The 14,519-nt window shown below is 57.1% G+C and carries 14 protein-coding genes; 5 read left to right on the forward strand and 9 right to left on the reverse strand.

Annotated features, from left to right (window positions below; translation table 11 throughout):
• Window positions 1-43 precede the first annotated feature (43 nt).
• From CU103_RS28080 to CU103_RS28110, 7 genes are all read right to left on the reverse strand, one after another.
• Window positions 44-1,114 carry an isocitrate/isopropylmalate dehydrogenase family protein gene (locus tag CU103_RS28080; RefSeq protein WP_106667338.1) on the reverse strand — a complete coding sequence of 357 codons (1,071 nt, stop codon included), beginning with the start codon at window positions 1,112-1,114 and terminating at the stop codon, window positions 44-46.
• A gap of 12 nt (window positions 1,115-1,126) precedes the next feature.
• Window positions 1,127-2,209: an AbrB family transcriptional regulator gene (locus CU103_RS28085; protein ID WP_162739835.1), complete on the reverse strand. Its 1,083-nt coding sequence runs from the start codon at window positions 2,207-2,209 to the stop codon at window positions 1,127-1,129.
• 33 nt (window positions 2,210-2,242) lie between these two features.
• The gene (locus tag CU103_RS28090) at window positions 2,243-3,658 is read right to left on the reverse strand and encodes an MmgE/PrpD family protein (protein ID WP_106667340.1); all 1,416 of its coding nucleotides are present in this window, start codon (window positions 3,656-3,658) and stop codon (window positions 2,243-2,245) included.
• Between the two features lie 120 nt (window positions 3,659-3,778).
• Window positions 3,779-4,543, reverse strand: coding sequence for an FCD domain-containing protein (locus tag CU103_RS28095; protein ID WP_146147882.1), 765 nt, complete (start codon window positions 4,541-4,543; stop codon window positions 3,779-3,781).
• Window positions 4,544-4,687: 144 nt separating this feature from the next.
• Window positions 4,688-6,406 carry an ABC transporter permease gene (locus CU103_RS28100; RefSeq protein ID WP_106667406.1) on the reverse strand — a complete coding sequence of 573 codons (1,719 nt, stop codon included), beginning with the start codon at window positions 6,404-6,406 and terminating at the stop codon, window positions 4,688-4,690.
• 6 nt (window positions 6,407-6,412) lie between these two features.
• A complete protein-coding gene (locus CU103_RS28105; RefSeq protein WP_106667342.1) occupies window positions 6,413-7,462 on the reverse strand; it encodes an ABC transporter substrate-binding protein in 1,050 nt (349 codons plus the stop codon).
• Window positions 7,463-7,476: 14 nt separating this feature from the next.
• Window positions 7,477-8,541 carry an ABC transporter ATP-binding protein gene (locus CU103_RS28110; RefSeq protein ID WP_106667343.1) on the reverse strand — a complete coding sequence of 355 codons (1,065 nt, stop codon included), beginning with the start codon at window positions 8,539-8,541 and terminating at the stop codon, window positions 7,477-7,479.
• 288 nt (window positions 8,542-8,829) lie between these two features.
• Here CU103_RS28110 and CU103_RS32935 point away from each other — a divergent pair, with 288 nt between their 5' ends.
• On the forward strand, window positions 8,830-8,967 hold the full coding sequence (locus CU103_RS32935; RefSeq protein ID WP_425350675.1) for an SRPBCC family protein: 138 nt from the start codon (window positions 8,830-8,832) through the stop codon (window positions 8,965-8,967).
• A 49-nt stretch (window positions 8,968-9,016) separates the two neighbouring features.
• Window positions 9,017-9,220, forward strand: coding sequence for an SRPBCC family protein (locus CU103_RS28120; protein ID WP_106667345.1), 204 nt, complete (start codon window positions 9,017-9,019; stop codon window positions 9,218-9,220).
• 411 nt (window positions 9,221-9,631) lie between these two features.
• Here the strand turns inward: CU103_RS28120 and CU103_RS28125 are convergent, their stop codons facing one another.
• The gene (locus CU103_RS28125; protein WP_245449046.1) at window positions 9,632-10,624 is read right to left on the reverse strand and encodes a nucleotidyltransferase family protein; all 993 of its coding nucleotides are present in this window, start codon (window positions 10,622-10,624) and stop codon (window positions 9,632-9,634) included.
• A gap of 251 nt (window positions 10,625-10,875) precedes the next feature.
• Entirely contained in the window at window positions 10,876-11,568 is a 693-nt protein-coding gene (locus CU103_RS28130) for a GntR family transcriptional regulator (RefSeq protein ID WP_106667346.1), read from the reverse strand.
• Between the two features lie 146 nt (window positions 11,569-11,714).
• Here CU103_RS28130 and CU103_RS28135 point away from each other — a divergent pair, with 146 nt between their 5' ends.
• The 3 genes from CU103_RS28135 (at window position 11,715) to CU103_RS28145 (ending at window position 14,498) form a co-directional block, all read left to right on the forward strand.
• A complete protein-coding gene (locus tag CU103_RS28135; protein ID WP_106667347.1) occupies window positions 11,715-12,716 on the forward strand; it encodes an ABC transporter substrate-binding protein in 1,002 nt (333 codons plus the stop codon).
• Between the two features lie 70 nt (window positions 12,717-12,786).
• Window positions 12,787-13,623 carry an ABC transporter ATP-binding protein gene (locus tag CU103_RS28140; protein ID WP_106667407.1) on the forward strand — a complete coding sequence of 279 codons (837 nt, stop codon included), beginning with the start codon at window positions 12,787-12,789 and terminating at the stop codon, window positions 13,621-13,623.
• A gap of 5 nt (window positions 13,624-13,628) precedes the next feature.
• Window positions 13,629-14,498, forward strand: a complete 870-nt coding sequence (locus tag CU103_RS28145; RefSeq protein ID WP_106667348.1) for an ABC transporter permease — start codon at window positions 13,629-13,631, stop codon at window positions 14,496-14,498.
• Window positions 14,499-14,519: the final 21 nt, after the last annotated feature.

Raw genomic sequence — 14,519 nt, forward strand, 5'->3', positions numbered from 1 at the left:
CGCCGGTCACGTTCATGATCGGCGGACATCAAAAGGAATGACGTCAACCGATTGCTGCCAAAATGCCTCGTGTCATCCCTGCGGTATCGGCGGTTCCCCTGATATCGCGGGTGCGGGTCGCGGGATTGCCGAGCGCAACGGCAATCGCACGCTCCATGATCGAAGCTGCTTCGACAGCTTGCGGAATCTTGCGGTTGTGCCCGAGCCATTCGATCATCATGCGCGCGGATTCAATCATCGCGAAGGGATTGGCGATACCCTTGCCGGCGATATCGGGTGCTGAGCCGTGGGTCGCCTGCGCCATTGCCAGATTGCCTTCGCCGATGCACAGGCCTGGCGCCATGCCCAGACCACCGACCAGCCCGGCAGCTTCATCCGTCAATATGTCGCCGAACATGTTCGTGGTAACGATCACATCAAAACTCTGCGGATCGCGAATGAGGCGCATGGCCATCGTGTCGACGATCACTTCATCGACCGTGACGTCCGGAAACTCCTTGGCCACGCGGTGGCATTCTTCGACAAACATGCCGCAACCAAGCTTGAACACGGTGTTCTTGTGGACAAGGGTAAGGCGCTTCCTTCGTTGCTGCGCAATTTCGAGGGCAGCCCGGGCGACGCGCGCGGAACCCAGGCGGGTGATTACCCGCACAGAAATGGTTACGTCTTCGGTTGGCCTGAATTCTCCCGATCCGGCAACGACATTGCGATCCGGCTGGAAACCTTCGTTGTTTTCGCGCACGATGACGAGATCGATGCCTTCGTGGATGGCACCCAATCCGGGGAACGACTTGGTCGGACGGACATTGGCAAAAAGATTGAAGCCTTTGCGCATGATTGGATGTGGATTGATTGCTCCTGGGACCTTTGGATACGCCTGATGTCCGATGGGTCCAAGGATGAAGCCATCCATCTTGGCGAGTGTTTCCATCGTGTGTTCCGGAAATGTCGAACCATGGGTTTCAAGCGCGGCGCGCCCAATGGGCATGGCCCGCCAGTCGATTTCAAGACCTGTCTTGAGGGCAGCGGCGCGCGTTACTTCAACGGCCGCGGGCACGATCTCAAGTCCTATATCGTCGCCGTTGAGGATTCCGATTACGAGGTGGGCAGTCATAGGGCAGTCCTTTCATCCGGGTGCAGCGCCGCGCCGGCGCGCAATTCTTTCAAATATCTTCAGCGTCAACAGGATCGTCGTCATGACCACGGCGATACGGGTGATCTGGAACGCGGTCACGGTTGTGGCGTCGAGATGCATTGCTGTCGCCGTCAGCACCATTTCGGTGACGCCCGCCGGTGCGACGGCGAGCAGGCTTGTGACAAAGGACAAACCAGTCGTTGCCGATAGAACCCACGCTGTCGCCATGGCCATGGCGAGCAGGAATGTCGTCGTCACAAGCGCTGAGAAGGTCACGCGTGAAAGCCGGCCCAGCAAAGATCGGCGGAAACGGCAGCCAAGCCAAACGCCGATGACGATCTGCGCCCCCACCAGAGCCGCAGATGGGACGGCGAAGGGGCCAAGGCCGAAACCCGCCACAAGACTGCCGATCAGGGCGGGGACAAGCAGCCATGAGTTCGGTATTTTCAGCCGCCGCACGAGATAGCTGGCAAGGACCGCCACAATGAACAGCGCGATAATCGGCATCAACTCGGCTCTGAAGGCAACCGGCACCGGATCGATGCCGCCATTTTCGCCGAAAAACGCAACAAGGAATGGCACTGTCGTCACGATCGAGGCGACGCGGATAAGGTGAACAAGCGCGACCGTATCGCTATCGGCGCCCTTTTGATGGGCGAGGATGGCCATCTCTGCAACCCCTGCAGCAGCCGTGGCAAAGAAAGCGGTTCTAAGGTCAAGCGCGGCGAGCTTCCTGATGATCAAGGCGGCGGCCATGGTTGTCGCGATCATCAAGGCTGTCGCACCCAGCATGAACGGCAGCATTGCAATTGTTGCGAAGACCACCGCGGGAACAAATCGCAAGCCTATGGCAAGCCCGACGACGACCTGACCCAATTCACGTCCATAGGGGAGCGCCAGAATCGGCGCACCGAGGATCGATGCTGCGGCACAGGTAAGCAACGGACCCAGCAGGAAGGGAAGGGGCATCGCAAACAATCTGGCAGCCAGGGCCCCCAGGACGCCGAGCAGAAATGCCAGAGCAATTTTGGCAGGTTCACGATCAAACAAACGCTGACCGTGCCCATCATGCATTGTCCCGGAATCCGGCATCGCAAGCTTATACTGTCAGTCGACGGAGATCAGCAGCGATGTCAGATCGCTCAGCGACGTAACGTTCTCCAACCCCCGCACGAGTTCGACGATCGCGTTTGCCCTCGCCTGCGTCATCCCGGCGAAGTCGGCATTCTCGCGAAATTTGCCGGCGACGTCGTCATAGCTCATGGGAAAGGCAGGACTTCCCTTGCCGAAATCAGCGCGTCCCGAGATTTTGCGACCGTCTTTGAGGTGGATGTCGAGGAGGGTCGTCATCAGGTGGTAACCGGCGGCTTCAGCTTCGTCATCGATGACGAAATCAATCCGTTCGATCATGGCCTTGACGTCGTCGCGTTCGACTGCGGCATCGGTGAATTCATTGAGACCGGCGCGGCGATCGAGCAATAGAATTGCCATGCAAAATTCCATCGAGAACTTTGCCTGTAATTCGTCCTTGGGACGGTGATGGATGAGTGCGTTCGGCATGTTGGAGTTGGTGCCGACGCGCACGCGCTCGACATCCTCGGCGCGGATATTGTTGTCCGTAATCAGCCGCAGCATCTCCGTCATTCCGGGATGCGTGAGCGAGCCCGATGGATGCGGCTTTATGGATATGCCGGGGTCGGCAAAAGTCCAGGGCGCACCGAGTTTGTTGAAGATCGCATTCTCGTCATAACCGCCGCCGGCCGCAGAGAAGAAGCCGCGCGGCGCTTCCAGGATACGCGCCGCGGCCGTCCAGCCATAGGATGCAAATTGGGCGGCGGCGACACCGCTTTCAGACGAGCGGCCGGCATGGAAAGGCTTTGTCATCGTGCCGAAGTTCTCGCGCAGGCCGGCAGACTGGCTGCCAGCGATCGAAAGCGCGCGCTGGGTAGTCGGAACATCGAACTTCATCAACTTGGAACTGGCTGCGGCAGCAGCGAATGTTCCGCATGTCGCCGTTGCATGAAAACCGGTCTGATAGTGGCGCGGGGCAATCGCTTCGGCAATCTTGCACTCGACTTCGACGCCGAGGTGATAGGCCAGCATGAGGTCTTTGCCGGAACCATTCACGAGTTCGGCGACAGCAAGTGCTGCGGGAAGTGCAGGCGCTGTCGGATGGGTCAACAGACCATAGACGCGGTCCTTGGCGACGGCGAGCTGCGTATCGTCATAGTCGTCGGCGTGAATGCCAACCCCGTTGGCAAAGGCTGCAAAGCGTGGGGCCACTTTGCGTCCACCACCGATGACCGTTGCGGCGCCCTCGGCAAGGCCCAAATTGTCAAGGTGCTGACGCACGAGCTCGCCGCTCTTGGCAACAGAACCAGAAAGGGCCAAGCCCAAGCCGTCGAGTATGGATTTCTTGCCAAGGTCAATAACGTTTGACGAGAGTTCATCAAAGTCCGTTTCAACAATGAAACTGGCAACGTATTTCGTCAGCTCGACATTTTCCTGGTGTTTCTGGTCCATCCCTGATCCTCTGTTTGTCGCAGTCCCAAAACGTATTTCCGTTTTGACCATGCTCGGAGGATTGTTAATTGTCAACAGTTTTGTGTTTGCAAAATTACTGCAGCAACGGATGGCATTTTTTTAAATGTTTTCGCCGGATGCCGTGTCGGACGCAGTTTTGCGCCCGGGCTTTTGCGGCGCGACCTGGTCGCCAAAGCCGGGTTGCCCGGCCTGGCGGGTGCGGACAATCCCATTGAGAATATGGGTACGGGCCGCAATCAAGCTGCGTACGGGGTCGCGTGCCTCAAGGGCATCGACAATGGCGCGGTGCTCCTGATTGGAGATATGCAGCACGTCCCTGCTCGAGAGAGCCCGATAGCGCTGGATGTGCAGTTCACGTACGAAGCTCTGGTAGATGAGTTCCAGCCGGTTGTTTCCGGCCATGTGCGTAAGCTGCTTGTGGAATTCCAGATTAACCGGGTAGTAAATATGAACGTCGCCAAGTTTGACGATTTCGTCCATGCGCGCCAAGAGCGCTCTCAAGATGGCAATCTGGGCATCGGTGATACGCTCTGCCAGCATCATCGCCATGCAGCCAAACACACCGGCACGTGCCTCGGAAAGATCCTGCGCCTCATCATTGGTGAGGGCGCGGATGAAAAAACCACGATTGGGGATAATTTCAATCAGGCCCATCGCTGCCAATGCACTGCAAGCCTCGCGGATTGGGCCGCGGCTTACGCCAAGGCGCTGCGACAGACCATTCTCGTTGACCCGTTCATTCGGCTTAAGCTCGCCATCGATGATCATGCGCTCGATCTCCGCTTGCACCACATTTGCAAGCGAACGGGTGCGAAGAAAATCGATCGCGGACAAATTGTGCGGGGCGTTGGTAGTGTCTGTCATGAGCAAGCCATTGTGACGGGTCCATAAAAGGGATCGAATCTCACCATTAGGGTTTCGCTCCCAAGCTTTCGTTTATCAGCAAATACATGCGTTGGCGACCCTGCTGAAACCACAGTATCATGGGTTTCCAACGCTCCAAACACCTCAGCCGCGCGCATTCATTTGCGAGCCGCCAAGGACCGGAACCCGGTTGGCAACAAAGACGACGGCGAAGGAGGCAACCAGCAATATGATGCCAAGAACGCATATTGCGCCAAGGTCACCACTCTCATTGAGATCGTAAATGATCACCGAGACGAGTTTGGTATTGGCGGTTGTCAGCAGAATCGTTGCTGAGAGTTCGCGGATCGTGCCGACGAAGACAAAACACCACGCCGCGACGACGCTTGTTCGCAGCAACGGAGCGGTAATGTCCCACAAAGTCCGCAAACGTGATGCGCCCATGATGCGGCCAGCTTCTTCAAGTTCGGGATGAACGCCTGCGAAGGCGGACGACATTTGCTGATAACCGGCGGGCAATTCGATGGTCATGAACGCGATAAGCAGGATCCAGATTGTGCCGTAGAGTTGGAATGTCGGGTTGGCGTAGCTCAGGAACAGGCCAACGCCGAGGACAATCCCCGGAATGGCTACGGGCGCGGTTGCCAGGACGCCAAGGTAACGCGCCCCCGGGACCGAGCGGCGGATGACAAGATAGGATACGACCAGCGCGATCGCCGTAACCGCGGTTGCAGTCAGGAACCCAAGGAGGAAGGTGTTCCTGAGCGCAAGCTGGGTTGCGGAGAATTCGAACAGAACGAACTTCCAATGGCGCAGCGTCAGCGTATCGAAATTGATGGGATCGCCGACCGTACCCGTGAAGGCCGTCTTCAAGATCGCAAGATAGGGTAAAAGAATGGTCAGGCTGAGGATGCAAAAGACAAAGGCGACGGCAACCCATTTCCAGCTGCCGAGCTTGGTAATCCGCGGTGTACCGCTCTTGCCCCCAAGAACCGTATAGCCTTTGCGCCCGAGAATTGATTTTTGGGCGCGCAGCAGGACGACGGTGATGATGAGCAGCGGCAACGCGGCAGCGGCCGCAAGTCCAAGACGCGGTGGAAACTGGAACAGGCTCCAGATCTTCGTCGTGATGACATGGAAACCAGCGGGCAGCGCCAGGATGGCGGGAGAGCCGAACATGGTCAGCGCCTGGAGGATGGCAATCAATGTACCAGCCAGCATTGCCGGCAATACAAGGGGAATCGTGACTTTGCGCAATGTCGTCATCGATTTGCCGCCAAGGATCGACGAAGCGTCCTCCAGATCAGACGGAACCTTGTCGAGCGCATTGGCAACGAGCGTGAAAACATAAGGGAAAGTGAAGCAGGCGATGGCGAAGACCAGACCACTGAAGGTGTAGATATTCACCAGATATTGAGACGGATCGAGGCCAAAGGCGCTTCGGTAGATGATATTGACAATGCCGCTATTGGGCGCGGCGAGAATTTCATAGGCGATGGCGCCGATGAAGGGCGGCGTAACGAACGATGCCGTCACCAGCATGCGAATGATCCGCCTTGCAGGCAGGTCGGTTCGCGCAACCAGCCAGGCCATTGGAGTAGCGATGAGGCAGGCAAGAATGCCAACCGCAAGCGCCATTGAGATCGCCAGTCCGTACGCCCGCAGCAGGGTTGGATCAGCGACAAGAGCGATGAAGTTGTCAAGCGTTGCTCCCCCACCCGTATCGCTGCGCAAGCTGTAGTAGGCGAGCCAAAACAATGGCAGCAGAACCAGAACGCTCAGGACAAGGGACAACAGAGCGAAGGTGGGCCATGAAAGGTCGATGCTGCTGCGCCGACCCTGAACCTGAGCGATGCTGGTCATGATCAATTACGTCCCAAAGAATTTTTCATAATTGGCTTTGATGGTCTGAATTTCGGGCTCGAGCTTTGCCGGATCAGAATGAAGGACCTTGATCTTCGAAAGCGGCGTGCGCCCTTGCTTTTCCTTCACGTCAGGGTGGAACGATCTCAGCCCGCCAAAATCACTGTTGAGCTGCTGCGCATCGAGCGAAAACAGGAACGCATAAAAGAGCTTGGCAGCATTTGGGTGCGGGGCTTGCTTGAGCACCGCGGCATTTCCCACGGCAAGCGGGGTCCCTTCGTCAGGATAGACGATCTTGATCGGCTTGCCCTCGTCGATAAGTCGGAAGACATTGTATTCATTGCCATCGACTTCGAGCGCCCGTTCCCCTTGAGCCAGCTTTTTCGGCGGCTCTGTAGAGGACTGGACTTGCATGATGTTCTGCTTGCCGAGTTTTTCGAAATAGTCCCAGCCAAGCATCTGGCTAAGGACGAAGGTTGAGGTCATCACGGTGCCGCTATACCCGGGATGGGCCTTCACCATCTTGTCCTTAAAGCGCGGATCAAGCAGATCTTCCCAGGTCTTGGGGGCGTCTGCTTCTTTCATCAGATCCGTCCGGTAGGCCAATACGGAAAGGTGGGCGCGGTAGGCGGCAAAGTTACCGTCCGGATCACGTTCATCTGCCGGCCATTTGTCGGCCACTTCCTGCGGCACCATGGGTTCGAGCCAGCCTTGACGCTTGAAGTACTCGAAATGCACGGCGTCTGACGTTTCGATGACGTCGGCATTATAAATGCTCGTCGAATATTCCTGGCCGATCCTTTGGAAGACGCGCTCGGATCCGGCGCGCTCAACCTGCACGTCGATGCCGGGAAATTTGGTCTTGAAGTGTTCAGCCAGCTTTTCCGCGACCGCTACGTCCGTGGCAGTGTAGAACACGACCTTGCCTTCCGCCTTGGCCGCTGCTTCCAGCTCGGGGGTAATTTGATAAGGTGCCGGTGCCTCGGCCCGGGCAGCGGCGGGTATTGCCGCAAGTCCCGAAGCCAAAAGAGCGGCAGACAGCGCTTTCTTCCACATGCATATTTCCTCCCTTATTGCGCGAGCGCCCGGCATTTCTCTGGTGGGAAATGCAGCCAAACCTCCTGGCCAACCGGGATCGCAACGTTGACTGGTGCGACGGTGCGCACCATTTCTCCACCAGCGATGGAGACGAGATAATCCCGGTGCGAACCGAGATAGATTTGCCGCGTGACCGTGCCGACAGTCGTGTTGGTATTGGCGCCGTTCGGCTTGGTCGAAAGCTCAATGTCATGGTGGCGGATGGAGACGGCTGTCTTGCTCGATCCGTCGGTGGTTCCATTGCCGCACCGCAAAACCAGACCGGCCTGACAAAGAACGGTGTCCTTGTCGTTGCGCGTTCCGCTGAAAATATTGGTTCCGCCAATAAACCGCGCGACGAACTCGGTCGCCGGCCGTTCATAGATATCTTCGGGCGAGCCTGACTGTTCGATGCGCCCGTCGTTCATGACGACGATGATGTCCGCCGTCGTCATCGCTTCGGCTTGATCGTGAGTAACGTATACGGTGGTATAGCGAAACTCGTCATGAAGCCTGCGGATTTCGAAGCGCATTTCCTCGCGCAGGTTCGCATCCAAATTGGACAGCGGCTCGTCAAGCAGCAGGATTTCAGGTTTGATCACCAGTGCTCGCGCCAGGGATACGCGCTGCTGTTGTCCGCCCGACAGTTCACCCGGATATCTTTCCGCAAGCGCGAGAAGCTGAGTGGCGGAAAGGATCGTGCGGACAAGTTCGGTAACTTGCGCTTGCGGCATTCGCCGCAGCTTCAGCCCGTACGCCACGTTCTCATAAACAGTCATATGCGGCCAAAGCGCATAGCTTTGGAAGATCATCGACATGTTGCGGGCTTCCGGCGGCACCGTGGAATGAGCCGAGGATACGGTCTTTCCACCGACTCGAATTTCTCCGCCATTTGCGGGAACGAAGCCGGCGACAAGGCGCAGCGTCGTCGTCTTGCCGCAACCCGACGGTCCCAGGAGGCAGACAAGTTTTCCCTTGTCCACCGACAAGTTCACGCCTTTGACAACCGTCAAACTGCCGTAGCTTTTCGTCAAACCGTCTAATTCCAGGAATGCCATCACACCTCCCAAGTGTTCGCGGAAAAAAGTCCGCCTCCGTGGCTACCTAGAACGTAGGCAGCAAATTGAAGACTGTCAACAGATTACTATTTCGGCAGGAACTTGATTGCGCTGGCTGGGAGTGATTGGGCTCCCCTTGGGCTCTGGACGCACAACCAAACAATACCGTTGCCGCGAGGCGATGGCAGACAGGAAAATTATAGACGCCCACCGCATCGGCGCTTGGAGTTCAGCCCACCCTCGGTGCGGCCATTGGCGTGCCGGTCGCATGAGGGCGAAACCATCATCGTGCGTCGCGATTTCACCCATCCACCCGCCCGCCTCTGGCCTGCGTTGACCGAGCCAGCGCTGATTCCCCAGTGGATGGGCACGATGAAACGCTGCGAGGTGGACCTGCGTCCGGGCGGGGCCCTTCACTATGAATAGGAAGAGTTCTTTTTTCCGGGCCGGTCCTGGCCGTTGATCCCCGCACCACATGACCCATGAATATTTCAACGGCGATACCTCTTCGGGTCAAGAGATCATAACCGATCTGGTCGCGCGGGGAGCCGGGACCCGCATGACCCAGGTGATGCGCTATGCAAATGCCGAGGCGCGGGCCGCCGCGATTGCCATCGGCATGACCGACGGCCTGGACGAAGTTTATGGCAAGCTCGAGGCGCTGCTGATCGCGGAATGACGGGCTTTTCGCCTCAAAGCCGTCGAGTGCCTGTCACAGGGACGTTGCGCATCGCGCCTGGGTGCTGCACCGCCAGAGGTGTCCGTGCACGAAGAACCTGACACCGCTTAACGTGCCGCTTCGGCGGCGGCCCAAAAATCATCGAATGACCATGCTGTCCGCACTGCGGTCATTCCCCGATATTCGGCCAACGCCTGTTACTCGAAGAAGCAGTCGTTGGGGTGACTGGCTGTTCATAGGGTACCCCCCTAGATGGGACATCGCGAAGATTCATGGGGCCGGCTCACCGGTTGAAGCCGTCGAATTAATTCAGCTGCGGCTTCGCACGCCAGGGGTATGACGCGACCGCTGCCGCTGATGAAGACCAATCCGCAGCACTAGACATGCGTCATTGACGTCAAGATCACCGGCTCAGCTCTTGCCCAGACCGTAGTCTTTCGGGTCTGCTTCCAGATCAGCCATTCCTTTTGCCAGACTGTCTTTGAACAGGACCTGCGTCGGTTCGTCATAGGTCCGCATGCTTTCAGCAAGCGCGTCTTTCCATGCGTCTCCTCTGACCCAGGCCGCCATATAAGCATCGGCCAAAACGTCGCTCTGTCTCGTGTCGATCATCGCTGTCATCAATATCCGGGCCTGCAACCTGTCCTTGCGGCTCTTCGCCGAACCATCGGCGTCGGTGCGGCGGCGTGATCCCACAATCAGTCTATGAATGGCGTAGCGCTCCGGCGCCGGTACCCGGACCGGGACACCTGGTCCATGCAGCAGCACTGCACGTACCGGCTGGTAAATGAGAAAATCCAAAAACCGTAAGGGCTCGGCTGCCGCACCCCCCAGTGCCGGCATAGGGACTGGATGGCGGCCATAATCGTCTGATCCCGTATTCGGTGTCAGAAACTCGACCCGATAGCCGGAACGGTTGGCGAATTTGATCGATAGGTGGCTATCGCTCTGGTGCGGGATTTCACGAAATGTCGGGTCGACAGTTCGCAGCACGTCGAGGATCGGCGGGAGTGCGTCGCCGACCGCAGTTGAGATGGAGTGGAACTGGGCGAAGTCGGCATCGGCGGTCTGCAACGCCGCGTTCGGCAGGCGGACGCCGAGGATCGCCGAATAGCATTGGAAGGCCACGGTGCCGACAAGAACGCCGCGCAAACGGAAGAAGCCGGCATCCGCCAGGGTCTGGACCACCGCACCCACAAAGGGTTCCGGCCGCGGAAGGTGGGCTTCCCGGACTAGTGTTGAGACGAGCTTGCGCCGTGCTCGGGCATCGGCCTTGAGGTCTTTGAAACTCTCGACGCTGCGGGTAATTTCTGCGTCGTCGACCGGGCCGACATAGCGACGGACCTTGCCGCCGCCCTGTTTTGCGGTATCGAAGTACCAGTAGCGGCGACCACGACTTTCCATTGAGATAAACCGGCCGTCGAGAGGAAAGTCGCCCGTAAACGCTGCATCGAGCGAGCGCTGCGCCAGGGGGAATAAAGCACCTGATAGGTGTGGTCGATAAGCTGCATTGTGCTATTACCAGTTATGCGAAAATGATCACATCACAGGCAGCGAAAGGAATCTATTACCAATTTCGCGAAAATGGTAATAGCGAACCCAACAGTTCGATCCGACTGAACAGGGTGGCCACTCTGGCCACAAGTGAACGTTACTCACTTGCGAACATAATCGGGGAATTGATCGCTTATAAGATCAATGATGGACAGTGTTCCAGACAAGTGTTTGCGCAGGGCGATTTCAGCGGTATCTGCGCGTCCCGATCGTATCGCATTGATGATCTCTTGGTGATCTTCAAGCACAGTTTGCATCTTGCCGGGCATCGGCAGATTCAAGCGGCGCAACCTGTCAAGATGGACGCTCTGGCGACGCACGGTCGACCAGAGGTTGAGGATGTTTGCGCGCTCATAGATCCTCCGATGAAAATCCTTGTCCAGCGCATCGAACAGATCATATGTCTGCGGAGAGGCGACTTGCCGCTGTCTTGCCAGCAATTCCTCGAGGTCTGCGGCGATTTTGGCCGGACACTCCGTGGTAAGGCGGCGAACGGCTTCGAGTTCGATTGAGAGCCGAAGGAATTGTGCTTGCCTTGCATGATCGATGTCGATCCTTGCAACGACTGTGGCATATTGCGGATAGACTTCAACGAGAGCCTCCTCCTCAAGGCGCATCAGCGCGTCCCTAACTGGGGTCTGGCTGACGCCAAACTCCATTTGAAGCGATGCCCTGGAAAGTATTGTTCCGGGTGTAAGTTCGACGGACAGAATACGGTCTCTCAATATCTCGTGGATTTGATGGGCGACCTGCCTTGTCCGATCCAGCACACTGTTTTGCACCCTGCCACTCATGAATGTTGTCTCTCGTTTTCTGTCTCCAACACGCTATCACAACTATTGGGTTGATGCACTGATGCATTAGTGCTTTAATGAATTGAGCGATGTCGGAGGTTCGTCGCCCTCGTGCATACGACACGCAAAACGATCGGGAGGAAAATATGCGATTGATTAAAGGCGCTATCGCCGCATTTGCTATCATTGTGGGTTTGGGCCCGTCCGGCCATGCCCAAGAGAAAACCGATATCTCCATCACCCGCCAGCCAGGAATCCTTTACCTGGCCAGCCATGTCATGGAGACGCAGAAGCTTATCGAAAAACACGCGGCAGAAGATGGCCTGAAAGGTGTTACCGTTAATTGGCGGACCTTCAGCGGCGGTGGTGCGCAGACGGATGCGCTCCTTTCGGGGAATGTTGACATCGTCAATACCGGAACCGGCAACTTGCTTTTGCTGTGGGACAGAACGCGTGGCAAGGTGAAAGGGATCATCACCAGCTCGGCGCAGCCAGTCATCATGGTATCGCGTGACCCGAAGATCAAATCATTGAAAGACATCGGTCCGAGCGACAAGATTGCTGTGCCAACGGTTGGCGTTTCGACGCAGGCGATCCTGTTGCAAATGGCAGCGGGCCAAATGTTTGGAGACAGCGATCTGAAGCATTTTGATGTCAACACCGTGCAGCTTGGGCATCCCGATGCAATGGCGGCGCTGGCCAACAAGAGCCACGAGGTGGCCAGTCATTTCTCCGCCCCGCCGTTCCAATATCTGGAGATTGATGCCGGAAATCACATCGTGGTCAATTCCAAGGACATCATTGGCGGTCCTTTAACCCAGGCAACGTTCTTTACGACAACGGATTTTGCCGAGACAAATCCCGTTATCATCAAAGCCGTCCGTGAAGCCACGGTCGAAGCGATCGACATGATCAAGAAGAACCCGCGCGACGCATTGAGCGCCTACAAGCAAGTATCGGGGGATAAAACCGATCTCGATGCCCTGGTGAAAATCATTGAGCAGCCGGACATGATGGAGTTCCGCACCGATCCGCAGGGTACGATGAAGTTTGCCGCCCATCTGCACAAGGTCGGAACGCTCAAGACAATGCCTGCGGCGTGGACAGATTACTATCTGCCTGAATCTGCCGATCTGCATGGCAATTAATACTCACTCGAACGATATCGACCTGGCATGAGATGCCAGGTCTTTCCACGCAATGCTTATGGAGGCCGAGATGTTACAGGCCGTGCAGCAAAAAAATAATCCTGAAACCGTGTCTCTTGTCACCCCCGCTGCGCAGAGCGCGGGCGCACCGCTCCTGACGGTCGATAAGGTCACGCTACGCTACAAGACGCCAAACCTGCTCATTACAGCGACCGAGGGCGTAAGTTTTTCAGTCAATCGATCGGACCGCTTCGTGCTTCTCGGACCATCCGGTTGCGGCAAATCCACCCTCTTGAAGGCTGTTGGCGGATACATGGCACCGGTGAGCGGTTCGATTCACATCAATGGACGTCCGGTGAAAAGACCGGGCGCCGACCGCATGATGGTGTTTCAGGAATTCGATCAGCTTTTGCCTTGGAAAACGGTGCTTGATAACGTGATGTTTCCACTGATGGTTGCGCGCAAACTGCCACGCAAGGAGGCGGAGGAGCGGGCGCGGGAATACATTGATAAGGTAAAGCTCACCCGAGCCGCGGACAGCTACCCGCACACACTTTCCGGCGGGATGAAACAGCGCGTGGCCATCGCCCGCGGCATGGCGATGCAACCCGACATTTTGCTGATGGACGAGCCGTTTGCAGCGCTCGACGCACTCACGCGGCGCCAGATGCAAGATGAGCTGCTGCAGCTTTGGGAAGACACCAGGTTTACGGTGATCTTCGTCACGCATTCGATCGCTGAAGCCATCAAGGTCTCCAACCGCATTTTGCTGTTGTCGCCTCATCCAGGACGCGTGAAGGCAGAGGTGGTCGACGTTGATCATGCCCGTCAGGACGACGGCAGTGCCTTGGCACTTGAACGCGATATCCACAATCTGCTCTTTTCCGAGCCTGGCCACAGGGAGTGACGATCATGACCAGTCCGCAAATCATCCTTGCAGCCGACGTCACAACAAACAGGCAGCATGCCAATGTAGCCGAGGTCGAACAGAAGCTGGGTTCCCTCGAACTTATCTGGGGGATCAGCGCGGTGCGCAAGACGGTGCTGATTATCGGTCTCGCCATCATTTGGCAGCTCTACGCAAGCTATCTCGACAACCCGCTGCTTTTCCCGACCCTCAGTGACACGCTGGTCACTCTTTACGATCGGTTCGTCGATGGCACATTGCCGTCGCGCATCTGGACGACGCTTCAGGTGCTGATCACAGGCTATGTGGCAGGGACTGTGCTTGCAGCCATATTGACAATCCTTGCCATCAACACGCGGATCGGCACCGATTTTCTGGAAACCATGACGGCAATGTTCAACCCGTTGCCGGCAATCTCGTTGCTGCCGCTTGCGTTGATCTGGTTTGGGCTCGGCGCTTCCAGCCTTGTCTTCGTGCTGATCCATTCGGTGCTTTGGGCGGTGGCGCTCAACACCCATGCGGGCTTTCTTGGCGTGTCACGAACGCTGCGCATGGTCGGAGGCAACTATGGATTGACCGGTTTATCCTATGTGATGCGGATTCTCGTTCCCGCTGCGTTTCCGTCGATCCTGACCGGCCTGAAAATCGGCTGGGCCTTCGCCTGGCGTACGCTGATTGCCGCCGAACTCGTATTCGGTGTTTCGTCGGGACAGGGCGGGCTCGGCTGGTTCATCTTTGAGAACCGAAATCTCTTGGACATTCCTGCAGTCTTTGCCGGGCTCCTCACCGTGATCATCATCGGTCTCATCGTCGAGAACCTGGTCTTTCAGACCATTGAGCGCCACACGATTCAAAAATGGGGCATGCAGGAATAAGCCGTTCATTCCCGTCGCTAT

Source organism: Phyllobacterium sophorae (genome assembly GCF_003010965.1).
Lineage (GTDB): Bacteria > Pseudomonadota > Alphaproteobacteria > Rhizobiales > Rhizobiaceae > Phyllobacterium > Phyllobacterium sophorae.

Excerpts from the sequence above, each read along its gene's own strand:
- CU103_RS28130 (WP_106667346.1), bottom strand. The coding sequence starts at position 11,568 with ATGAGTGGCAGGGTGCAAAACAGTGTGCTGGATCGGACAAGGCAGGTC.
- CU103_RS28090 (WP_106667340.1), bottom strand. The coding sequence starts at position 3,658 with ATGGACCAGAAACACCAGGAAAATGTCGAGCTGACGAAATACGTTGCC.
- CU103_RS28085 (WP_162739835.1), bottom strand. The coding sequence starts at position 2,209 with ATGCATGATGGGCACGGTCAGCGTTTGTTTGATCGTGAACCTGCCAAA.
- CU103_RS28120 (WP_106667345.1), top strand. The coding sequence starts at position 9,017 with ATGACCCATGAATATTTCAACGGCGATACCTCTTCGGGTCAAGAGATC.
- CU103_RS28125 (WP_245449046.1), bottom strand. The coding sequence starts at position 10,624 with ATGGAAAGTCGTGGTCGCCGCTACTGGTACTTCGATACCGCAAAACAG.
- CU103_RS28110 (WP_106667343.1), bottom strand. The coding sequence starts at position 8,541 with ATGGCATTCCTGGAATTAGACGGTTTGACGAAAAGCTACGGCAGTTTG.
- CU103_RS28145 (WP_106667348.1), top strand. The coding sequence starts at position 13,629 with ATGACCAGTCCGCAAATCATCCTTGCAGCCGACGTCACAACAAACAGG.
- CU103_RS28080 (WP_106667338.1), bottom strand. The coding sequence starts at position 1,114 with ATGACTGCCCACCTCGTAATCGGAATCCTCAACGGCGACGATATAGGA.
- CU103_RS28100 (WP_106667406.1), bottom strand. The coding sequence starts at position 6,406 with ATGACCAGCATCGCTCAGGTTCAGGGTCGGCGCAGCAGCATCGACCTT.
- CU103_RS28140 (WP_106667407.1), top strand. The coding sequence starts at position 12,787 with ATGTTACAGGCCGTGCAGCAAAAAAATAATCCTGAAACCGTGTCTCTT.
- CU103_RS28105 (WP_106667342.1), bottom strand. The coding sequence starts at position 7,462 with ATGTGGAAGAAAGCGCTGTCTGCCGCTCTTTTGGCTTCGGGACTTGCG.
- CU103_RS28135 (WP_106667347.1), top strand. The coding sequence starts at position 11,715 with ATGCGATTGATTAAAGGCGCTATCGCCGCATTTGCTATCATTGTGGGT.
- CU103_RS28095 (WP_146147882.1), bottom strand. The coding sequence starts at position 4,543 with ATGACAGACACTACCAACGCCCCGCACAATTTGTCCGCGATCGATTTT.